Here is a 21019-nt window from a genome sequence, read left to right as displayed (position 1 = left end):
CCGGCAGCCGCGCGTCTCCGCTTACTCTTGCTGTGCGGTCCCGGGTTCCCCTCGCGCGATGGGGGCCTCGAGGTCTTCGAGCGCCCACGTGACGACCCGGGCCTGGACGAGTTCTCGGTCGGATGGCGGGTACTCGGTGTCGCCTGCGAGAATCTGTTGGCTGTCGGTCCAGAATCGCTCCTCGATTGGCTGGTGGTCAGGCACATCTTTCGTTCGGTTGGTGAACGCCTCGAAGTCCTCTCGGAGATCAAAGGAGGCACGGGCGGCGTTACACCGAGGTAACGGCGTCATTCCGGTCTCGAGGACGAGATCACAGACTGTCTCCCAGTCTCGGTCACAAAAGTACAGCGACACCTCACCGACGACGTCCTGCCAGGCGATGGCTTCGCCGTGTTTGAGCTGTTGAATCACTCGCGGCGGCAGATCGATTCGGTGGTCGATATCACCGGTTTCACAGAGACAGCAGGGCTTCTCGGTCTTGCCCGTATACATTGCCAAATTGTTTGGCTCGAGCGAATAAAAGCAACAAGCCAACGTGAGAGGGGTCGCGTCTCAGGCGTTAGTTGCCGCGGCCGACGCCACGAACGTGTTCGACTTCCGCCTCGATGTGGACCGAATCCGGGAAGTTCTGCTCGGCAATATTGCGCGCGAGATTGTCGTGGCCGTGAATCTCGAGTTCGCGGGTGAACACCGTATACTGCCACGAAGAGAACTGCCGATCGTCGTCGGCGTGGAGTCGACACTGCTGGGGCACGGAGAACTTCTCGGGCGGATGGGAGTGGGGCCCTTTCAGGGCAGCCCCCTTGCGCTCGGCGGTAGATTTAATGTCTTCGACGATCCCATCCAGAGCGGCTCGATCGCCGCTCTGGAGCGTGAGGCGGGTAACGAAGGTCATAGTTGTGCTGTCCATTTGTCAACGGCCGGTGCGTAAAAACTTGCTGAGATACGCCCAGTTCATTCACAGAGCGGTGGACAAATTCAGACACGTCGGCCGAAAACTCGTAGACATCGTTCCACTGATCGGGATATCCGTTGGACGAACAGTCCGATATTCTCTTAACGTCGCACCTATTATTCCAGATAATGGCAGTCGAAGCTACGAGCGCAGGCGCGATCCTCTTCCGCGATACGCGGGGCCGGCGCGAGTATCTTCTACTCAAGAGCCGCCCAGGCGATTGGGAGTTTCCCAAGGGCGGTGTCGAAGGAGATGAAGAGCTACAGCAGACGGCGATCCGCGAAGTAAAGGAAGAGGCAGGTATCGAGCAGTTCCGGCTTCTCGACGGCTTTCGTGAGGACTACAACTACGTCTTCGAGGCAAACGGCACGACGATCCACAAGACCGTTCACCTCTTTATTGCGAAATCGTTCGAGGCCAGTGCGGAGCTATCAAACGAACATCGGGACCTCCAGTGGCGCGACTACGAGCAGGCAGTCAACACCGTCACACAGGACGGGCCACGCGAAATCTTAGAACAGGCCCACGAGTTCCTCGACGACCGAGAGGAGGCGGACGAAGAGTAAGGTCACGGCAATCTCGAGGAGCCCACCGACATCACAGTGGCAACCCGCTCGAGATCCATCGCCGTGAGCCACCTGTCCACGCCGATCAGACAGCGCTTTTGCGCACGTGGCTCGAATAGCCAGTGTGGACCGGCATACGTCCGAGTTCGAGTTCGAACTCCGAAGCTGTCGCTGGGCCGAACGCGCCTGGCCGCCGACCGAGACAACCAGTGGCAATCACGTGATCGTCGCCCGCCAGCTCGGAACGAAACGCCGCCGCTGGGACACCATCGTTCTCGAGTGTGACCCAGCGGCGCTTCGCGAGCGGGCAGCGTTCGGCCCAGAGCGCCTCGACAGCGACCTTTTGCATCTCGTTCGCAACGCGCCCACGGAGTGGACGTACTATCGCGACTGTCTCCCCGATCCCGGCTACCCGTGGCGCTACGTCCGCGAGGCGATTCATCGAGCCGACGATCGGGATATCCTCGAGACCCGAAAGTCGGGTAATCGCATCCAGATCCGTCGGAAATGGCCCTATCCCGACTGGGTCGACCGAATCATTGCGATCGAGAACAAACCCGACTTAGACGCCAGCGCGGCCCGCGTGCTCGGCTCGCAACTCGAGTACGACGTCGCCGTCTCGCTGGCCGACGAGGTCTGGGTCGCGACGCGGGCGACGGGCAACGCCGTCGAACCCGCGCTGTTCGAGGGGCTGCCGATCGAAGCCGGCATCCTCGCGCTCGAGCCCGCGGCCCTGACCGCGACAGTCGAGTGGTATCCTCGGACGCTTCCCGTCGCCGAACCCGGCACGCGCATCCTCGAGCGACCCGATGGTGGCGAGCGGGACGGCTCGGCGGCTCGTTTCGAGTACGTCGATCCCGAGACGAAAGCCGAAACACGACTCGCGATCGCCGAGCGGGCCTACGAACGTGGCTGGCGCTCGTTCGTCGATACCATGCGTCCTGACTGTCGGGGCTTCCAGTTGCGCGCTCGAGACGGCACACAACTCCGCCCACACTGTTCGGCGAAAGGACGGTGTCAGACGGCTGCTGAGTGTTCTGGAAACTGTCCCGAGTTCGAGCCGGAGCCGCCGGGCTGGCGAACGCGAGGCTGGCCGATCGAAGGCGGCCCTGGGAAGCGCTGTCGACAACTGCTCGAGGATCGACGTCGACGACGGCGACCGGGGCTGTAACTGCGCTCGCGCCGTTTTTCACTCGGAGACGCCGACCTCGAGATCCTCGCGTTCGACGGCCAGCCGGAACGTCGGAACGGTTCGGTACTCGACCTCGACGACGTCCTTGCGGCGGAGACTCTGCAGTCCCGAGCGGACGTCCTCGGCCTCGGGGTCGACGTCGAACTCCTCGCGGAGGTTGTGCAGGACCGACACGACGCTCTCGGACTTCTCGTCGGGCCCGGCCAGCACCGCGACGATCTGTGACTGCAGCTCCGGGACGCGGATCCTGGATGGCGGTCCCTCGTCGTCTGGATCGCTCTCGATACCGGGTTCGACGTCGACGAGGTCTGCCGCCTCGCTCGTCGCCCGAATCAGGCTGTTGTCATCGCGGAAGTAGTGATCACCGAGTTCGTTCTCGAGATACTGATGGACTTCGCTGCCGCTGTCCATCCCCCACCGGTCCTGTAACTCCGCGTTTTTCGTCGGTTGTAGCTCCACGACGTCTGCCAAGCGTTCCGTGGCCTCCTCCGAGAGCGTCATCGTCGAATCGTATGCGGATCCGCTACTTTTGCGTTGCGTCCCATCGTTTCTCGGCCAACGCTGCCGGATCCTCACAACTGCGGCCCTGAGACGGACTGCTGGCAGTCAGTTCCGGTGTGCCACGCTGGTCTGGCCTGGCAGCCACTCGAGAACAGCTGTGGGTCAGTCGTTGCTGAGAACTGGGAGCGGCTGTGTCGTCTCGAGTGTCTCCTCGATCTGCGTATAGACGAGGAGTGTGCCGATGGCGGCGAGTGCCGTGGCGAAAACGAACGGCATCGCAAAGCCGTAGCCGACCAGCGCGCCCGACGAAAGTGGGCCGATGGCGATCCCGAAGCCAAACGCCATCGTGAGCACGGCGAGCTTCGAACCGGACTCGCCCTCACCCGCGAGATCGCCAGCGAGGGCAAGCCCCGGCGCAAACACCATCGCACCTGCAATGCCCTGAAGCAAGCGAGCGACGAACATCAGCTCCGAGGTCGTGACGAACCCCTGGACGAGCGTTGTCGGGAGCAACAAGAGCATTCCACCGAGGATGAACGGGCGGCGGCCGTACCGATCACAGGCTCGGCCGATCGGCGTCTGTAAGAGAACCTGTGCCAGAATAAAGGCCGCAAACTGGAGCCCAAACCAGGTCGAGCCCTGATCGAGACGGGCGTTGACCTGTGGCTGGATCGTCGCGAACAGTGCGATCGACGTCGCCATAAACAGCGAGGCGACGCCGAGCGTGAAGATCGGATCGAGCAGGTGTGACCCCGACTGGTCTCGGATCGAGATCGAGAGGTCGGCACTGGCGTTCGCTCTCGTCGCATCGGGATCTGAGATCAGGACGGTGACCAGCAGATAGCTGGCCACCGCGGTGATCGCAGCAATCGAAAACGCGGCGTCGAAGCCGCTGATCGTCGGGCCAGCGGGCAGCGTGTACGGGCCGAGATTGACGACCGCGCCAGCGACGATCGGGCCGGCACCGAAGCCGACCAGCCGAAACGTGTTGTAGACACCCATGTTTCCGCCGCGGTCCTGTGCCGTTGCGAGTTCGTTAACCAGCGCGATCGATGCTGGGATGATAAACGCCACGCTGACCCCCTGCAGCCCACGAATGACGACGAGAGAAAGATACGTCTCCGCGAAAATGTATGCGACGTTCGTCATCGCGAGGCCACCAAGCCCGATCAGAATGAACGGTTTTCGCTTGCCAACGCGGTCGGAAAGACGGCCAGTAAACGGCTGAAAACTACTGTTGAGAAAGCCAAACAGCGAGAGGATGATGCCGATAATCATCGCCTCCTCGAGGCCGAACGTCCGCCCGTCGACGGTGGCGCTGGCCACGTACAGCGGGATGACGATGATCAGAAACGAGTTCCCGATGCCGTCAGCCATCCGAGCAAACGCCAGTGCGAGCACTCGCCGATCGACGGCGAACTGTGCAAGAACCCGCCGAAGGAGAGACCGCATCGGACAGATGTGTGTCGCCGGATCGGATTACTGTTTCGACTCGGTGGGTGATCGGCTGATCGAACAGCGACACTGCAGGCGCAAAACGACGAGGAGTCGATCAGTTGATCGTCGTGTGTTCTGACTCCTCGTTCAACGCGAGGTTCGCCGCGATTTCGGCGTTTCGCATCGCATACTGGGCCGTCTGCTGGAGACTGACGAGCACTTCACGGACTCGGAGGAGATCCTCGTTGGACATCTCCGGTAGCTCGTCGAGGATCTCTTTCTCGCGGTCGGAAACCTCGTGGAAGAGCGCTCGAACCCGATTCGACTTGTCGTAGTCGCGCTCGACGGCTGCCTCAACTGCAAGCGAGGTGATCTCGTCGACCTGCTCGTTCAGCTCGCGGATGTCACGCATCACTGAGCTGTCGACGTTCAGACTGTGACCCTCGGTCTCGATGACGATTTCGGCGATGTCTTCGGCGTTGTCCGCCGTCAGCTCGAGGTTTTTCGCGATTGATCGGTAGCCGATCAGCGGGAAGCCGCTGTTCAGGCCGACCGCGCGGGCGAGGTTCGGGTTCTGGTAGGCCGTAAAAATCAGGCGCAGCAGAAGCACGAAGATCTTGTTCGCCTGCCGTTCGCGGTTCAGGGCGCGCTGGGCCAGATCAGGGTTGCCGTGTGCCAGCGCCTTGATCCCCTCTCCACGCATCGTCTGTCCCGTTCGCTCGAGGCGCTCTAAGAGATTGTCGAGGGTGAAGTCCTCCGGATCGACCGAACAGCGAATCGAGATGCTCTCGGGAGTCTCTTCGATGACGCCCAGCCCCATCAGCTGCGTTTCAGCCTGATAGACCGCGTTGATGTGGTCGGACTCGAGGGCGCCGTCTTCGGTATCGATGCGGATGACACGCCGGCCCAGCACGTACTGGGCGACGATCGCTCGCTCGACGGCGTCGGCATCGAGATTGTCGGCGTGGATGATCGCTTCCGTCTCTTCGGTGTTGGCCGACTCGGGCATGACAGTCAGCGTGCCCTTGCCGCTGGTCCGCAGGGAGACTTCGTCTCCCTTCTCGACACCGTGTTCGGACGCCCATTCTGCGGGGAGGGTCATCGCAAGCGTCGATGGACCCAATCGTTGCACTTTCCGCGTTTCCATGTGCCACCCTAGGCGGGAGTCGGCCTTAATCCTGACTATATAGTCATTACATGAGCGAGAAGTCGTTATATCCTTGATTCCAGCGATAAAGATACCCTACACCTTATACAACCTTGACGAGGCGGGTCGTAAACCGCCCTGTTCGGACCTGTCGCCAGCCCCGTAGCTCCTCGTCGACCGCCGCGTCGTCGGTGTCGACGCGCAAGGCGTCGATCCCGTCGAGTTTCTCCCCCGAGGCGACGACCTCGATCTCGTCGGCTTGCTTGATCACGTCGGGTGAGATCTGGTGGTTCCCCCGCCCGAAGATGAAGCCCTGGCCGCCGATCGGTGAGACGACGATCGTCACTGGCGCTTCGAGCACCTCGAGAATCTCGCGTTCGGATGCGTCCGCGGCGAGTAGCTCCCCGTCACGCCAGACGTCGACACCGAGCGGTGAGGCGTCGATCCCCAGTTCGGCCTCGATCGCGCCAACGGTCCCCCCAGGACCGAAGACGTAGGTTCGGTCCGGATCGATCTCACGGGCGACGCCTGCTGCCAGTGCGTCGACGCTGCCACTCGAGACCTGTTTGCCCGACTGGATGTCGGGCGCGACGGGGACCGGGACGACGGCTTTGAGCGTTGTTCGGACCTCACCTTCTCGATACGCATCCTCGTCGATGTCGTTGACTTCACGGGACGTGACGCGGTCGAACGAAGCGATGATCCGGCCGGCATCGGCCGGTGTCACGGCAAAAACCGACGAGTAGATTTTGACGCCGGCCGGGACGCCGAGCATCGGTGTGCCGTCGCTTTCGATGACTTCCGCGACGTCGACGGCAGTGCCGTCGCCGCCGACGAAACAGATCAGATCGACGTCGTGCTCGAGAAACGCGCGAACGGCCGCGCGCGTATCGGCGGCGGTCGTTTCGGCGTCTGCGGGATCGTCCGGATGGGCCGTGACTGCTGTGTCGTCACTCGTTGCCGGGTCGTAGACGACGACTGGCTCGTAGCCAGCATCTCGAACGGCGTCCTCACCCAGCACACCCGCTGCCGTATACACCGTCAGCTCGGGCGCTCGTCGGTGCAATGCCGTGAGTGCTTCGCGGGCCCGACCTGGCGCGCGCGGTTCGGCCCCCAAGCTGCGTGCCTCCTCGAGTTTGCCATCGGTTCCCTTCAGTCCGACTCGACCGCCCATCCCCGCGATCGGATTCACGACGACACCGAGAGACTCCATAGCCGACGTACGGAGAGCCGATCCAAAAGCCGTGTGGTGTTTTCGACGAGAGTGGCACACGCGACACAACCGACGCGCGAGTTTTCTGAAAGATTAAGAGGGATGAGAACTGATCGCAGCATATGAACGCACTCGCTTTCGCCGTTCTCGAAGCAGAACCGGAACTACCGATGGCACTGACTGGCTGGGGTGCCCTGATCCTTGGCCTTCTCGTGACGGTCGTCTGGCTCGCCTACCTCTACCGATAGTCGGCCGCTCGGCTGCGGCCGCTACTCGGTTCGGTCGACGTGGTCTCGAAGCCACGCCGCAGCCGTCAAAACAGTTTCTTCGTCCGTCCCCTCGAGTGAGAGTCGAACAGAGTCGCCTGGATAGCTCCCGACAGAGACCTCGAACCGCTCTCGAACCGCCGTGATACGGTCGAGAAGCGCACTTTCTGGCTCATCGGCAACGACGACTTCTCGGTAGGTCTGTGTGCCTGAAAACTCGTCGGCGACCGAGTCGAACATCGTCCGCATCTCTGCGGGAACGCCGGGGAGAACGTACACGCTCTCGATGACTGCACCGGGTGCGACGCCGGTTTCGTTGTGGAGTGGGCGTGCACCGACCGGCAAGTCGGCTGTGCCAGCCGTCAGGTCGGCCCGCGAGTAGCCATCTTCCTCGAGCCAGGCAAGCGCCCCATCGTGTGTCTCGAGTGAGCACCCCAGTGCGGCGGCGGCACCCTCCATCGTGACGTCGTCGTGTGTCGGACCGAGTCCGCCGGTGACGATCACGGCATCGTACTCGGCACGATACTCGTTGACGACGCGAGCGATGTCGCCGATTCGGTCCGGCACCGTGGTTACGCGCTCGACGGAGACACCCCGTTCAGTCAACTGTTCGGAAAGCCATGTCGCGTTGGTATTTGTCGTCCGTCCAGCGAGTAGTTCGTCCCCGACGGTGACGATTGCGACGTTCATAGCTGCCGTTCGTCGCGCGGATTGAAACGAGTATCGAGACCGGATGCATGAGACTGTCAGCCAGTTCTCGAGACTGGGATTCGTCATCGAATCCACGGCCATATTCACCCATAACAACTGATATTACGACACTTTAGTAACGTAGTAAACAGTTGACACGAGTGCGATTCACCCCGTATACGACGGAGATATTTATTCATTGTTACTCCCATGTAATTCGATTTACCACAAGATTCAATTCTGATAATTCAGTATAGGACGAACGATGTCTCAGAGTCGGACGGAACAGACCGAGTCGAAGTCGACGATTCTCTCGGCACTTGGGAGTAAGTACAGTGCAGAAATTCTTTGTGCGGCGGGCACGCCGAAATCGGCGCAAGCGTTGAGCGACGATATCGAGATCCCGATTGCCACCTGTTATCGCCGAATTCAGGACCTCGTCGATGCTGGACTGTTGACCTGTGAAGGGCGACAGCTCTCCGAAGAGGGACGACGAACGAACATCTACCGGCGGACACTCGACGAAATCGAGGTCGACTTCTCGGATGACCACCCGCAGTTTTCGCGCAAACGCCGAACCGAGGCGAAAAACAGGATTCAGGACCAACTCGAGGACTGAAGTGGGCTTCTCGTCGGCTGCGACAGCCGTTCGTTTGTCTGTGTCGGCCGCGGCGCTTGCGACTCGCGCCAGTCGGTCACGTTTAAGTAATCTCAGGAGAATACTGTGGTATGACTGAACGAGTAGGCTGCGATGATCGTCAGACGACGATCGCCGCCGATGGCAGTGGTGATGTGGTCACCGGAACCGAACGCGTCCTCTACGTTGGCCGCGATCGCCCAATCAGAATCAGCACTGGCCATCGGCTCCTCCATCACGACGGCAAGTGCTCGCGGCCACACGGTCACAACTACGAGGTCTCTGTCCGAGTTACTGGCGAACTGACCGAGGAAGGCTGGGTTGCTGATAAAGGAGATATTACTGCGGTAATCGATGAGTGGGATCATATGTTCTTGCTTGAGGATGGCGACCCCCTGATCGATGCGTTCGAAGCCGCGGGTGACGACGACGCAGTCATCGTCCTCGAGGAGCCACCGACGGCCGAAGTGATGAGCGTGTTGCTAGAACGGAAACTCGAGGCAGCGCTGCCTGACACTGTTTCCCACGTCGCCGTACAGGTCAACGAGACGAGCGAACTCTGTGGTGGCGGTCGGTTCTAAGATGCCGGTTTCCGACTCGGTCGATCGGGAGGGGGTCGCTGCCGAGGACGCGCCAGCGGACAGCCTCCCGATCAACGAACTGTTCTACTCGCTGCAAGGAGAGGGGACACTCGCCGGTGTCCCCTCGGTGTTCGTCCGGACAAGCGGCTGTAACCTCCGCTGTTGGTTCTGTGATTCCTATCACACCTCCTGGGAACCCACCCACGCCTGGCAGGATATCGACGAGATCCTCGCCGAGGTCGAATCCTACGACAACGCGGACCACGTCGTCCTCACCGGCGGCGAGCCCCTGCTTCATGAAGCGAGTGTCGACCTCCTCGAGGCGCTCGACGAACGCGGCTATCACACCACCGTCGAAACCAACGGAACGATCTACCGCGACGCGCCGATCGACCTCGCTTCGATCAGCCCGAAACTCGAGAGCAGCACGCCGACCCCCGAACGCGACCCCAAAGGCGAGGGAGAGTGGGCGGCCCGCCACGAGCGCGACCGGATCGACCTCGAGGCACTGGCCCGTCTGATCGAGGACAGTGCGTTCCAGCTCAAGTTCGTCGTCACCGACGAGAGCGATATGCCCGAGATCCTCGCCCTGCTCGAGGACCTTCGCGAGGTCGCTGCCGTGCCGATCCGGGACAACGACGTCCTGTTGATGCCAGAAGGGGCGACACGAGACCGACTCGAGGACACTCGAGCCCGGGTTGCACAGCTGGCGATGGACCACGGCTTCCGATACACGCCCCGTCTGCATGTCGATCTCTGGAACGACGCGCCCGAAACCTGATATTTGAGACTGATTCCAATGACTGATGACACTCCGTCCACGGCCGACGAACCGACATCCAAACGCGCCGTCGTCCTCCTCTCGGGCGGCATGGACAGCGCCACTGCCGCCGCCGAGGCTCGCGACCGGGGTTATGATATCTACGCCCTGCATACGTCCTACGGCCAGCGAACCGAGGATCGCGAACTCGAGTGTGCTCGCCAACTCGCCGACGAACTCGACGCGGCGGACTTCCTGCAGATCGAAACCGGTCATCTCGCATCGATCGGGGCCTCGAGTCTGACCGACGACGACCTCGACGTCGCAGACGCCGACTTAGAGAGCGACGAGATCCCCACCTCCTACGTCCCCTTCCGGAACGCGAACCTGCTCGCAATGGCCGTCTCGTATGCCGAAGCAAACGACTGTGAGGCGGTCTTTATCGGCGCCCACAGCGAGGATTTCTCGGGCTATCCGGACTGCCGGCCCGCGTTCTTCGAGGCCTTCGAGCAGGTCGTCGACGTCGGCACGAAACCCGAGACCGAGATCTCGATCGAGGCTCCGTTCGTCGAGTGGTCGAAAACCGACATCGCCGAGCGAGGGGTCGACCTCGAGGTGCCTTACGAACACACCTGGAGCTGTTACCGCGAGAACGAACCCGCCTGTGGAACCTGCGATGCATGTGCGTTCCGGCTGCAGGCGTTCCAGAACATCGGCGTTCGGGATCCGATCACCTACGCCGAGCGGCCATCGTACGTCGACGGGTGAGTTGCGGTTTCGGACCAATCGTGATCGCCGGTCCTACCACGCCTGCTCGAGAATGGTTTCAATCTCCTCGACAGTGGCCTCCAGCCCCGGCGGCGCGTTCGCCATGAACGAGTCGGCGAGGATCGCCTCCGCGACGGCAGTGAACTCGTCCGGTTCGGGGCCGTCGACGTCGCGCAGCCGCGTCGGTAGCTCGAGTGCGTCGCGCACGTCGGCCACCCTGTCGACGACCGCCCGTGCTGGATCGTCCGCGTCGGCAACACCCAGCGCATCGGCCAGCACGTCCTGTCTGGCGTCGACTCCCTCCTGATCGAACAGGTATGCGAGCACGTGTGGAACGACGACGGCGTGTGCTGTCCCCTGCTGGACGTCGTACGCACGCGTGAGCCCGTGGCCGAAGGCGTGAACGATCGAGAGCATCGTCTCGTCGGGCCGGGAGAGCCCGTACTGGACCAGCACGATCCCCTCGAGGAGCGTCTCGAACGTCTCGGTGTCGCGCTCACCGCGGCCGAACGCGCGAAAGCCGGCCTCGAGTTTGCCGAGACCGCGCATCGCCGTGGCGTCGGTCACCGGCGTCGCGTTGGCCGCGTAGATCGCCTCGAGGCCCTTGTCGAAGCCGTTCATCGCCGAGCCTGTGAGGATCGACTCCGGCGTCGTCGCCACTAGATCGGGATCGTAGACGGCTGCGGCGGGCATCAGCCCCGGTCCCGAGATGCCGCCGCCCACTGCTGTTTCGACCAACCCCGACTCGGGTACGGCGGTGACGCCTGCGACCTGTGAGAGGTCGGCACCGGCGAGCGTCGTCGGAACTGCGACGATCGGTACCAGTCCCTCATCTGGGACGGTGATCGTGCCTGTCTCAGCGAACTCGTCGCCGATCGCCGCCGGTTCGCGATCGCTCGCGGCGAGGACGCTGATGACTTTCGCGATGTCGAGGCTGCTTCCGCCGCCGAGGCTGACGAGCACGTCGGCGTCTTCATCCTCGAGTCGCTCGAGTCCGTCGACGGCCGTCCCAAGGCGTTTTTTTGGCGTCGTCTCGGCGAACACCCCCGCGAGTCGATCCCCGAGCCCCGCCGTGACCGGGTCGATCACATCGGGCGTGGAGCCGACCGTCGAGCCACAGACGATCAGCGCACGCTTTCGGCTCTGGTGCTCGAGTTCGGCCTCGAGGGCGTCAACACAGCCGGAACCGAACCTGATCGTCGCTGGCTCGTACTCGAATCGGAACGCCGCGTCGCGGGTTCTCGAGGGGGAGTGAGTCATAGCTACGCATAGCTCCCGACCCGTGTTAAAAGCGAGAGTTCGGAGAGTCGGTGTGCTACTCGAACGTCCCCGTGTCGCCACGTCGGTAGCGGTCCAGTCGGCGGTAGCCATGGACAGTCGCGCCGTCGTCGAGTTCGATCTCGTACCGGCCAATGATGTCCTGGGTGTCGGGGACGGCTCGTCGTTCGACGACCTCGACGACTGCACGCCAGCCGTCGTCGGTGGGGACGATCTCGCTGACGGCGTCGAACTCCCGTCCGATGAGTTCGCCTGCCGTCGACTGAACCGTTCGACGAACGGCAAGGACGCCAGCAATCTCGTCGTGGTCGGTTTCGACGTCGGCATCGACTGTTTCGGGATCAGTCTTCTCCTCGGCAGTCATATCGACCGTCAGCTCCTGACTCTGTGGCTGGCTCTCATCGGTCTCGTCGGTCTCTTGTGCCTGCTGTTCGCTCTGTGTCTGTTCGTCGTCGACTGTCTGGCTATCGCTCACGGTTGGATCACTCTCATCATGTTGGTAGCAAAATCCGTCGTCCTGGGCTGGCCGCGAACAGCGCTCTCCGTCTTCGGTAAGCGCCGTGCACTGCTCCGTTGATTGGTGTGTATCGGCGTCGGCCATTGGTTGTCGTCGGTTCGTATCTGGCTGTCGTGTGGTGTCTCGTGGGGGTGGGTGGTGGCCTGTACGGTCACATCAGACCGAGTCGGCGATCTGTGTTCGAAGCTGTGCGATATCGTCGGGGCCTTGACCAGCGATCTTCGGCGCAAGTACGTCCACGAAGACCGCCGTCAGCAGTTCGTCGTTGAACGAACCGTTCTCGCTGGCATCGCTTTCGGGGTTTTCGAACACGGAGAGTCCCTTCGCGGCTGTGATCGCTGCCCGTGTCCCGACGACGACCTCGAGGGCATCCCGGAGCGTACGTGTCGTGTCGACGACCGTCTCGATCGCATCGTCCGGAAGATCGACGTGGGATCGAACGATCTCACGCTCAGTTTCGGCGTCGTAGTAGTTGACGTGGACGCCGACGAACCGGTCGAGCAGCGCATCCTGTTGCTCGTGGACACCCGCGTACTCGGCGTCGTTCGAGGTCAAGATTGCTCGGAACTCGGGATGGACGTCGATGGATCGATCCTCACCGCGTTTGCCTGGCCGCTCCAAGACGCCCTCTTCGAAGACTGAAAGCAAGACGTTGTGTGCCGCCGGATCGCTGCGCGAGAACTCGTTGTAGACGAGCGTCGCACCCTCTCGAACAGCAACCGAGAGTGGGTTGTCGACCCAGCGTTCACGAACGATCTCCGTCTGTTTGCTCACGCCACTGACGAACCGGTCGTCTTCTTTGTATCGCTCACCGCCGGCGTGGTCGCCGACGAGCGCGGCCGTGTCGACGGCCTCATCGCCGTTGAGCCAGACGACTGGGCGGCCACGCTTGGCAGCCGCCGACAGCGCAAGCGCGGTCTTCCCACAGCCCGTCGGCCCGATCAGATGAACCGGCTGCTCCGCTCTGAGCCAGCCGTGGATCCGTCCGCGCAACGCGGTGACGGCATCCGTCTCGACGAACGGCTCGGGAGTGACATCTGCTGGATCGGTGAGGGGGCTGTCGCCGTTCTTGTTGCCCGCGTTCGATGCTTTTCGAGCGAGTTCCTTCTTGGCACGCCGTCCTTCTTTCTGTGAGCGGTCGCTCCTGACCTTCCGGCCACGGACCTTTCGCTTGCGCGAAGAATCGTCGGCCATGACGAGTTATTCGGTGGCGGACTTTGGTGACGATTCTGGACGTTGTTCGACCTCGAGTTCCTCGAGTTCTTCGAGGTCGCCCTCTGCCGTCGCTTGCTCAATTTTTGCAATCTCCTCCGCGTAGTGCAGGAAGGTGTCGACGGAGGCGACGACGACGCGGGCCTCGATGGTCAGTAGCTCGATCCCGACAACCGAGACGCGAGCCCAGACGTCGATGACGACGCCTTTGTCGAGGATGCGGTCCAGTACCTCCGCGAGACTCGAGGAGTCGGGTCTTCGTTGTGGTTGTGCCATACTCACCGCGAAGTACATCCGGGATTCGTAACACGGCTTGCGCTGCGACTGCAAGCCGGTCTGTCATAATCGGCCGGTGCACCGAAGGCTGCGACTGCAAGCACCACGGTAACCCGTCGCGGTGGTGTACTTTCGGGCGAGTTCCTCGACTACCCGCGGGTGAGAGCCCTCGAGCCACGAGCCGGCTGTGTCACCGCGGGTAGTCGACAATCAGTTCCCATGATGTTCGCCCGATCAATTCCTCTCGAGACCGAAGACGAACCGAGCCCGCGTCTGCGGGCACGAGCAGCGTCGCCTCCTGACCGAACGCAACACACTGGCCAGGTAAGCGCTCGATGACAAACCGATACGTCTACGGCGTCATGACCGACGACCCTGTCGAGTTCGAAACCGATGCTGTCGGTGATGCAGACCACGTCTACACGGTCTCACACCGACGTCTCAGCGCCGTCGTCTCCAACATCGACACCACAGATCCCGAAGAGACCGACGAGGATGCCCAACGCCACGACGACGTTCTTCGAGAAGTCATGGACCGTGACGGCGGTCGGACGATCGTCCCGATGCAGTTCGGGATGGCGTTCGAGAGTGACCGAGCGTTGAAGAACGTCCTTCGTGGCGCCAGACCGGCGTTTCGGCGCGCGATCAACGATATCGAGGGGCGGATCGAACTCGGCCTCAAGCTCGTCCGCGAAGAAGACGCCGATGTCGATCCGGACGCGATCGAGGAGGCCGTCGAAGACGAACTCGACCCCATCGCCGCCCAGTCGGTGCCAAACGACCTGTTCAGTGATCGGCTCGTGCTCAACCGCTCCTATCTCGTCGAGCGCGACGACCGCGAGCGCTTCGACGAGGCAGTCGCCCGACTCGAGGACGGGCACGACGACCTCATCGTTCGGTACACGGGGCCGTTTGCACCGTACAGCTTCGTCGACGTCAAAATCGGAGCCCAGCGCTAACCATGTTCATCCTCGACGATCTCCTGTTTCGGCCGTTCGTCGGCATCGTGGACACACTCCACACGATGGCACTCAGCGAGATGTACGACATCGACGCGCTCGAGGACGAACTCAAGGAAAATCAGTTGCTGTACGAACTGGGCGAACGGTCCGAGACGGAGTACCAGCGCCGGAAAGACGAACTCGAGGCCGAACTCGAGATCGCTCGTGACGTTCACGAACGCCTCGCGAGCGGCCGCGTAGAGGTGAAAAAATAATGACAGCAGATGACCGCAAACCGGACGACCGATCCGACGAATCGACCGACGTCCCGATCGACGACTCGCCGTCGGACGAGGTGTCTACAGCGGGCGACGACGAGCCGGACACAGCTGACTCGGCTAATCGGCAGTCGGACGACCGAGATGAAGCCGAGTCACGAATCGATCTCTCGGCGTCCGAGAGCGGAGCCGACGATGGAGACGACCACTGGCTCTCGAGCCTGCTGTCTGCGCTCGACCGTCTCGAGGGCGGCTCGATGTCGGGACGCCGCCGATCCGATCGGACGGTGCTCGATTACGATCTCTCGATTCGATCGGGTGACGACCTCGGTGACGAGTCACGGTTCTCCCGAGACGGGCCCGACGGCAGAGGCCGACCGTCTGACCAGGACCATGATCGGTCACGGACCCGGCGACGTCGGTCGTCCGCTTCCAACGCCCACCTGACGACCCGTCGTCACGACGACGAACTGCTCGTAATCGCCGACGTGGCCGGCACCGAGCCGGACGACGTCACCGTCGGCTTCGACGACACGAAGCTCGTCGTCGCCGTCTCGGGCCGCGAACTCGAGCGCATCGAGGTTCCCTGGCGTGAGCGGACGGCCGAGGCGACGGTCACGAACGGCGTGCTTACCGTCCGGATCGAGCCGGATGCTGGCGGAGACGGATCGACAACGGAGGTGGCGGACACCGATGAGTGACGAGACAGCCGACAGTGGCGAGGGGTTCGACGCGCTGCTCGAGGAGGCCAGCGCGTGCCTCGAGAACGTCGAGGAGTGTCTCGGTGGCGTTGAGCAGATCGACGACCTCGACGACGAGACGCTCGAGTCAGTGCTGGGCGACGTCGAAACGCTCACAACAGTCGTACGGGAGACCGAAGAACTGATCGACGCCATCGATTTCAGTGACCTTCCTGCCGCCGTCGACGGACCTGAACTGCTCGAGGCACTCGAGGTCGGCACGGTTCCCGAGGTACTGACGGACGAGGAGACTGGTGCCAGCGAACTCGTCGATTTCACGCAGCTGTTCCGGGCGATCGATCTGCTTTCGGCCTGGGACGCCACGGATCTGCGCGAGCTGTGGAGTGAGACGCGCGAACTCGAGGCCGCGGTCGACGACCTGGGCGACGAGGGCGAAGACGCGAGCATGGTCGAGACAGCCGCCAATGCGGTGACCGACGAGAGCAGCGATCTGATCGGAGAGGATGGGATGGTCGGCGGCGACGAGGATGGGCTCGTCGGTGGTGAGGACGACCTCCTCGAGGATGCAGACCCCATGGACGCCCTCGGCGATATCGACGTCGAGAACGATCCCGAAGCCTACCAGGTGGCTATCCAGCAGCAGGCAATGAAAGGGATCGACGCCTTCCGCACAGCCCTCCTCGAGACCCACGAGCAGTTCGAACAGCTCTACGAGTTTAACCGAGAGAAGATGCGCCGACAGGATACCAGCGCGAACTCGCGGAACCCGACCGCGGCGTCGACGATCCCGACCGACCGCCGCGACCTCGGTGGCGGGGCCCGCCACGCGACGGTGCCACAGGATGTTCGACTCTCGACGGCACCCAGCCGAAAGCGCATCTACGGCCGCCGATTCGAGATCGAACGGGAAAAACAGAGGTCACCCAATGACTGAACCACCCACACCCACCCGGCGACGAGCGGTGACGAGTACCGACCTCGAGCACACGACTCCAGCGGCACGGTCCGGAGGTGAACAGCGTGGTTGATGACTTCCAGCCGAGTCGACAGAAAACCGACCTCGCGGAGGTCGTCGAGATGCTGCTGGACAAGGGAATCGTCATCAACGCCGATATCGCCGTCTCGATCGGCGACACGCAGCTGCTGGGCGTCCAGATCCGGGCTGCGATCGCCTCCTTTGAGACGGCGGCGAAGTACGGCCTCGAGTTCCCCGAAGGAACTGACATGCGTCGGGTCGCCGCAGCGGCTGGCGATCCTGAACTTGCCGAGATGGAACGGCCGAAACCGCCGATCGATCCGACACGTAGCGTTAACGTCACCCCCGACGAACGGTACGCAGACGAGACGCGGACGGCAGATTCTGACGAGAGCGACTCGAGTGACGATGATGACAGCGGCGAGCGCGACGAACAGCCCGATCGCGGAAGCGAACATATCGGTGCACGGCCGGATCCGGATCAGCCAACAAGCGGCGGGTTCGATCTGCTCAGTGACGAGGGTGAGGACGACGAACCGACGACACACACGGAGGGTGAGAACGAATGACCCAGATCGATGTCGGCGACGGTTCGGACGCACGGCAAGGACTGGTGAGCCTCGTCGTCACCGTCATCGAAATCCTGATCGATGCCTTAGAGCGCGAAGCGGTCCGGCGCATGGAATCGGGAGCGCTCTCGGACGAAGAGATCGAGCGCCTCGGGAGCCAGCTTGCGACGATCGAAGCCGAGATCGAACAGCTCAAACGCGACGAGGAGATCGAAGACAGCGTCGAGGACCTCCACGACGATCTGAACGGACTGGTCAACGACGCGATCGAACAGCTCCACGACGAGCCAGAGCTCACTCCCGCACCTGGCTACTCCGTGTTCGGAGGTGACGATCAGTGACCGCCGACCAGCCGGACCGAACGGCGGACGTTGAGACAGCTGTTGATGACGAACTGCTCCCCGAGATCGACGAAGGGCGATATCTCTACTGTATCGTCCGCGCCGGTGAAGGCGACTCACTTGAGACGACTGGCGTCGACGGCGAACCTGTCTCGGTCGTCACCGAAGACGGCATCGGCGCGGTCGTCCACGCTTGTGACGGCATCTACGACTCGGCGGATCTCACTCAGGTTCGACGCTGGCTCGTCCGCCACCAGACGGTCGTCGACGAGGCTGGTGAGGCCTTCGGGACGCCGATTCCGTTCCAGTTCGATACGATCCTTCGCGGGGACGACGACGGCGTCCGCGAGTGGCTCCGCGAGGAGGCAGCCACCCTCGAGCAGGCACTGTCAGAGCTGGCAGGCCACTGGGAGTACCGTGTCGAGGTCGTTGAAACCGATCCGATCAGTGACGATGCATTGTGTGACCACGACGACCGGCTCCGGGAACTCGCGTCGAAGATCGACGACGCCGAAGCGGGGACGGCGTACCTGCTCGAGAAGCAGTTCGACCAGCGACTCACGGAACTACGGGCGGCCCGTCGCGAGTCGGTGACGACCGATCTCAAGCGACGACTCGACGAACATGCGCGGGAGGTCCACGCGCTCGAGCGCTCGCCGACGGCATCGCTGGCAGACGACGTGAGTGAGAGCGCTGACGGCGACGGAAGCGACGGTGAGACGTGCTGTCGACTCACGCTGCTTGCTCACGAAGACGATGAAGGAGCGATCGGCTCGATCTTAGATGACGTCGCAGCAAACGATGGGCTCGAAGTCAGGTTCACCGGACCGTGGCCACCGTACACGTTCGCGCCGGAGTTGGGCGACAACGACGAGCCGACAGAAACCCACACTCACGCATGAGACCGCGCAAAGACGAGGAGGCACTCGTCGACGTTCTCGACGTCCTGTTGAGAGACGGTGTCATCCTGCGGGCGGACGTGATCGTCTCGGTTGCGGAGATTCCACTCGTCGGAATCAAGCTCACGGCAGCCATCGCAGGAATGGAGACAATGAACGAGTACGGCCTCTTCGAGGAGTGGGACGTCGAACGCCGTCGGTCAGCGATCACCCGTCGTCAGCACCGGCGCGATCGAGACACTGATATGACCGACGACGATCGACCCACGGTCGGGAGTGGACAGCAAGACAGAACCAGTTGACTGTCCCGTCCAACCGACGCCATGCCGCAGACCACGATCGACTGGGAACCAGTGTCTCCTCGAGTCGCCGATCGACGCAGTGTCGCGACGACTCAGGCGAACTTCGGTCGTTCTGTCGTGAGGTCGACGTCACCGGTGACGGTCTCTTTGTCCCGGTCCTCGTCGTAGACGTACTGGCCGGTGCTTCCACAGAGCGTGCACTCGTAGGTTTCGGAGATCTCGTTTATCATCTCCCCATCCTCGAAGTAGACGCGGCTCTGGGTAATCTGCAGGAATTGGGGCGTCTCGCAGTTACTGCAGGTGATCATACTCGGTCGGTAGCCGTGACCGGTTGTAGTTATCCGGCTTGTAACCGAAAGCAATAGCAGACTATACATTTTGTACTCGTGATTCGGTCAGGGGTCGAAGATCTAGTTACAACGCTGACAGTCCCCGTTCGCTGTCGTCGTCTGGAACTCGAGTAAAGCGTTCATAACCGCACGACTGAAGCCGGATCTTTTCGCAGAGAAAGACACAGAGTAGTCGCTGGTAAACCGTCCCGGAGATCTCATTCCACCTGGTTATCCAAGTGCTTCTCAGCTCGAGAATACCAGTTCGAACCCGGAACTGAACACCGCTTGTGTGAGTACTCTGGCTTCGTTTCACACCGGCGGAACATTGGTCGTGGTCGGTGTCACTCCATGGGAGACACCGGTACGCGGTCACCGGTTCGTGCTGCCTCGTAGGCCGCTTCCGTCAGCGCCGTCACTCGAAGCGCGTCTCGGGCCGTCGCCGGCGGATCGGTGCCCGTTCGGACGCTCTCGAGAAAGGCGTCGGCTCGCGTCTGTTCGGTACGGAAATCGATGTAGGGGTCGTACTCGTTGGCGTCGGCATCGATCTCGCGGACCTCACGCGGCCCCCACTGGCGGCCCTCGAGGTAGACCGCACCGTCGTCGTCCCAGCAGTGGATGTGCTCGCGAACCGAGGGCGCGTCACCGTGAAACGAGAACGTCCCGGTGGCCCCGTTCGTAAATCTGACGTCGAGATGTGCTCGTCGGTCGACCTGCGCTGCGTCGTCGTGAAAATCCATACTTGCTGTGACGGATTCTGGCTCGAGCCCGGTCGTCCAGAGCACGCCATCGAGTACGTGACTACCCGTGTCGTAGAGAAAGCCGCCCCCGGAGAGCGACGGATCGAGACGCCAGGTCCCCCTCGAGTCGTCGATCCAATCCTGTGTGATCGACGCCGTCAGCCAGCGTGGCGACCGATCGGTAAAGCGCTCTCTGGCGGTTCGAAACGCCGTCTGGAGATGGCGCTGGTAGCCGACCATCAGCGTCTGCTGGCTCTGTTCGGCGCGTGCTGTGAGCTCGCGTGCGTGCTCGAGATCGGTCGCGAGGGGCTTATCACAGTAGATGTGACAGTCGTGTTCGAATGCGCTGTGCACCTGTTCGTAATGGAGGGTGTGGGGCGTTCCGATGAGCACGGCATCGAGGGATTCATCCGCCAGCATCGTCGGATACTCGACGTATCGCCTCTCAGCCGGGACCTCGAACTCGCTCCCACATGCCTTGAGTCGGTCCGAATCGAGATCACAGAGGGCCCGAACAGTTGCGTCTGGATGGTGGTGAAACTGTTCGCCAACGGTCGTGCCGATATATCCGAGTCCAACGATACCGATCTGAACTGGATGCTCGAGACCATCCGCGTGCATGGCCCGAGACACAGGCTACAGCCGTATTTTTTTACGGGTGTCGCAAGCAAGCCACCAGACTCGAGCATCGTTTGGCAGACGACTCGTCTCAAAACGGGCCGCGTAGCTGCCGCTTATCGGTTCGAAGGGGCATCCAACCGGTTCTCAACCTGATGCTGTAGGTGAGTTATTCGGTGCCTGTCAACGAACCGCCCAGAGCAGTATGAGACAAGTGCCTGCATAACAATGGGTGACACGCCCATCGATCCAGATGCGGGGAAGAACAACCCCGCCGGGTACACGCTCCAACGGACCACGACGCGCTGACCAGCCGATTGCGTGCGTTC

28 protein-coding genes are annotated in these 21019 nt (G+C 62.2%); 15 read left to right on the top strand and 13 right to left on the bottom strand.

Annotation, left to right across the window (positions count from 1 at the left end; all coding sequences use genetic code 11):
* Positions 1-21 precede the first annotated feature (21 nt).
* Together ACERJA_RS01305 and ACERJA_RS01300 are read right to left on the bottom strand one after the other, a co-directional pair.
* Positions 22-492 carry a hypothetical protein gene (locus ACERJA_RS01305; protein ID WP_006067859.1) on the bottom strand — a complete coding sequence of 157 codons (471 nt, stop codon included), beginning with the start codon at positions 490-492 and terminating at the stop codon, positions 22-24.
* 67 nt (positions 493-559) lie between these two features.
* Positions 560-895, bottom strand: a complete 336-nt coding sequence (locus tag ACERJA_RS01300; RefSeq protein WP_373606533.1) for a 30S ribosomal protein S10 — start codon at positions 893-895, stop codon at positions 560-562.
* A gap of 188 nt (positions 896-1083) precedes the next feature.
* Between ACERJA_RS01300 and ACERJA_RS01295 the strand changes: the two genes are divergently transcribed.
* Positions 1084-1521 (top strand): bis(5'-nucleosyl)-tetraphosphatase, encoded by a 438-nt coding sequence (locus tag ACERJA_RS01295; protein WP_373606532.1) that lies wholly within the window; start codon positions 1084-1086, stop codon positions 1519-1521.
* Between the two features lie 124 nt (positions 1522-1645).
* Positions 1646-2692 carry a DUF5787 family protein gene (locus tag ACERJA_RS01290; RefSeq protein WP_373606531.1) on the top strand — a complete coding sequence of 349 codons (1047 nt, stop codon included), beginning with the start codon at positions 1646-1648 and terminating at the stop codon, positions 2690-2692.
* 18 nt (positions 2693-2710) lie between these two features.
* On the opposite strand, the gene ACERJA_RS01285 is transcribed toward ACERJA_RS01290, so the two are convergent.
* The 4 genes from ACERJA_RS01285 to ACERJA_RS01270 form a co-directional block, all read right to left on the bottom strand.
* A complete protein-coding gene (locus ACERJA_RS01285; protein WP_373606530.1) occupies positions 2711-3214 on the bottom strand; it encodes a DUF5797 family protein in 504 nt (167 codons plus the stop codon).
* Between the two features lie 162 nt (positions 3215-3376).
* Entirely contained in the window at positions 3377-4666 is a 1290-nt protein-coding gene (locus tag ACERJA_RS01280) for an MFS transporter (protein WP_373606529.1), read from the bottom strand.
* A 100-nt stretch (positions 4667-4766) separates the two neighbouring features.
* Positions 4767-5798 carry a phosphate uptake regulator PhoU gene (locus tag ACERJA_RS01275; protein WP_006067853.1) on the bottom strand — a complete coding sequence of 344 codons (1032 nt, stop codon included), beginning with the start codon at positions 5796-5798 and terminating at the stop codon, positions 4767-4769.
* 103 nt (positions 5799-5901) lie between these two features.
* On the bottom strand, positions 5902-7011 hold the full coding sequence (locus ACERJA_RS01270; protein WP_373606528.1) for an ATP-NAD kinase family protein: 1110 nt from the start codon (positions 7009-7011) through the stop codon (positions 5902-5904).
* 122 nt (positions 7012-7133) lie between these two features.
* On the opposite strand from ACERJA_RS01270, the gene ACERJA_RS01265 reads away from it, so the two are divergent.
* Entirely contained in the window at positions 7134-7259 is a 126-nt protein-coding gene (locus ACERJA_RS01265) for a hypothetical protein (protein ID WP_006067851.1), read from the top strand.
* Between the two features lie 21 nt (positions 7260-7280).
* On the opposite strand, the gene ACERJA_RS01260 is transcribed toward ACERJA_RS01265, so the two are convergent.
* The gene (locus ACERJA_RS01260; RefSeq protein WP_373606527.1) at positions 7281-7967 is read right to left on the bottom strand and encodes a competence/damage-inducible protein A; all 687 of its coding nucleotides are present in this window, start codon (positions 7965-7967) and stop codon (positions 7281-7283) included.
* 265 nt (positions 7968-8232) lie between these two features.
* Here ACERJA_RS01260 and ACERJA_RS01255 point away from each other — a divergent pair, with 265 nt between their 5' ends.
* From ACERJA_RS01255 to queC, 4 genes are all read left to right on the top strand, one after another.
* Complete coding sequence (locus tag ACERJA_RS01255; RefSeq protein WP_373606526.1) at positions 8233-8586, top strand: helix-turn-helix domain-containing protein; 354 nt, start codon at positions 8233-8235, stop codon at positions 8584-8586.
* Between the two features lie 110 nt (positions 8587-8696).
* Positions 8697-9185, top strand: a complete 489-nt coding sequence (locus tag ACERJA_RS01250) for a 6-pyruvoyl tetrahydropterin synthase family protein (RefSeq protein WP_373606525.1) — start codon at positions 8697-8699, stop codon at positions 9183-9185.
* A gap of 1 nt (position 9186) precedes the next feature.
* Entirely contained in the window at positions 9187-9966 is a 780-nt protein-coding gene (locus tag ACERJA_RS01245) for a 7-carboxy-7-deazaguanine synthase QueE (protein ID WP_373606524.1), read from the top strand.
* An 18-nt stretch (positions 9967-9984) separates the two neighbouring features.
* The gene (queC, locus tag ACERJA_RS01240) at positions 9985-10713 is read left to right on the top strand and encodes a 7-cyano-7-deazaguanine synthase QueC (RefSeq protein WP_373606523.1); all 729 of its coding nucleotides are present in this window, start codon (positions 9985-9987) and stop codon (positions 10711-10713) included.
* 33 nt (positions 10714-10746) lie between these two features.
* Here queC and ACERJA_RS01235 read toward each other — a convergent pair whose 3' ends face one another.
* From ACERJA_RS01235 to gvpA, 4 genes are all read right to left on the bottom strand, one after another.
* Positions 10747-11973, bottom strand: coding sequence for an iron-containing alcohol dehydrogenase family protein (locus ACERJA_RS01235; protein ID WP_373606522.1), 1227 nt, complete (start codon positions 11971-11973; stop codon positions 10747-10749).
* A 55-nt stretch (positions 11974-12028) separates the two neighbouring features.
* Positions 12029-12592, bottom strand: a complete 564-nt coding sequence (gene gvpO, locus ACERJA_RS01230) for a gas vesicle protein GvpO, halophile-type (RefSeq protein WP_373606521.1) — start codon at positions 12590-12592, stop codon at positions 12029-12031.
* A gap of 72 nt (positions 12593-12664) precedes the next feature.
* The gene (gene gvpN / locus ACERJA_RS01225) at positions 12665-13702 is read right to left on the bottom strand and encodes a gas vesicle protein GvpN (RefSeq protein ID WP_373606520.1); all 1038 of its coding nucleotides are present in this window, start codon (positions 13700-13702) and stop codon (positions 12665-12667) included.
* 6 nt (positions 13703-13708) lie between these two features.
* Positions 13709-13996 (bottom strand): gas vesicle protein GvpA, encoded by a 288-nt coding sequence (gene gvpA, locus ACERJA_RS01220; RefSeq protein ID WP_049889998.1) that lies wholly within the window; start codon positions 13994-13996, stop codon positions 13709-13711.
* A 335-nt stretch (positions 13997-14331) separates the two neighbouring features.
* Between gvpA and ACERJA_RS01215 the strand changes: the two genes are divergently transcribed.
* The 8 genes from ACERJA_RS01215 (at position 14332) to gvpM (ending at position 19003) form a co-directional block, all read left to right on the top strand.
* A complete protein-coding gene (locus ACERJA_RS01215; RefSeq protein ID WP_373606519.1) occupies positions 14332-14955 on the top strand; it encodes a GvpL/GvpF family gas vesicle protein in 624 nt (207 codons plus the stop codon).
* Between the two features lie 2 nt (positions 14956-14957).
* Positions 14958-15212 carry a gas vesicle protein GvpF gene (gene gvpF, locus ACERJA_RS01210; RefSeq protein WP_373606518.1) on the top strand — a complete coding sequence of 85 codons (255 nt, stop codon included), beginning with the start codon at positions 14958-14960 and terminating at the stop codon, positions 15210-15212.
* Positions 15212-15916: an Hsp20/alpha crystallin family protein gene (locus tag ACERJA_RS01205; protein WP_373606517.1), complete on the top strand. Its 705-nt coding sequence runs from the start codon at positions 15212-15214 to the stop codon at positions 15914-15916. Before gvpF ends, ACERJA_RS01205 begins: the two co-directional genes overlap by 1 nt.
* Entirely contained in the window at positions 15909-16850 is a 942-nt protein-coding gene (locus tag ACERJA_RS01200) for a hypothetical protein (RefSeq protein ID WP_373606516.1), read from the top strand. Before ACERJA_RS01205 ends, ACERJA_RS01200 begins: the two co-directional genes overlap by 8 nt.
* Positions 16851-16936: 86 nt before the next feature.
* A complete protein-coding gene (gvpJ, locus tag ACERJA_RS01195) occupies positions 16937-17461 on the top strand; it encodes a gas vesicle protein GvpJ (RefSeq protein WP_373606515.1) in 525 nt (174 codons plus the stop codon).
* Positions 17458-17802 carry a gas vesicle protein K gene (locus ACERJA_RS01190; protein ID WP_373606514.1) on the top strand — a complete coding sequence of 115 codons (345 nt, stop codon included), beginning with the start codon at positions 17458-17460 and terminating at the stop codon, positions 17800-17802. The genes gvpJ and ACERJA_RS01190 overlap by 4 nt, the downstream gene beginning before the upstream one ends.
* Positions 17799-18704 (top strand): gas vesicle protein GvpL, encoded by a 906-nt coding sequence (gene gvpL / locus ACERJA_RS01185; protein WP_373606513.1) that lies wholly within the window; start codon positions 17799-17801, stop codon positions 18702-18704. The genes ACERJA_RS01190 and gvpL overlap by 4 nt, the downstream gene beginning before the upstream one ends.
* The gene (gene gvpM / locus ACERJA_RS01180) at positions 18701-19003 is read left to right on the top strand and encodes a gas vesicle protein GvpM (RefSeq protein WP_373606512.1); all 303 of its coding nucleotides are present in this window, start codon (positions 18701-18703) and stop codon (positions 19001-19003) included. The genes gvpL and gvpM overlap by 4 nt, the downstream gene beginning before the upstream one ends.
* 92 nt (positions 19004-19095) lie before the next feature.
* Here the strand turns inward: gvpM and ACERJA_RS01175 are convergent, their stop codons facing one another.
* Together ACERJA_RS01175 and ACERJA_RS01170 are read right to left on the bottom strand one after the other, a co-directional pair.
* Entirely contained in the window at positions 19096-19311 is a 216-nt protein-coding gene (locus ACERJA_RS01175) for a hypothetical protein (RefSeq protein WP_373606511.1), read from the bottom strand.
* A 365-nt stretch (positions 19312-19676) separates the two neighbouring features.
* On the bottom strand, positions 19677-20693 hold the full coding sequence (locus tag ACERJA_RS01170; RefSeq protein WP_373606510.1) for a Gfo/Idh/MocA family protein: 1017 nt from the start codon (positions 20691-20693) through the stop codon (positions 19677-19679).
* Between the last annotated feature and the right edge of the window lie 326 nt (positions 20694-21019).

This window comes from Natronorubrum sp. A-ect3, from assembly GCF_041821125.1.
In the GTDB taxonomy this organism is placed as follows: Archaea; Halobacteriota; Halobacteria; order Halobacteriales; family Natrialbaceae; genus Natronorubrum; species Natronorubrum bangense.
Note: the sequence above shows the minus strand (reverse complement) of the source record. Positions and strands in the feature narration are given on the sequence as shown.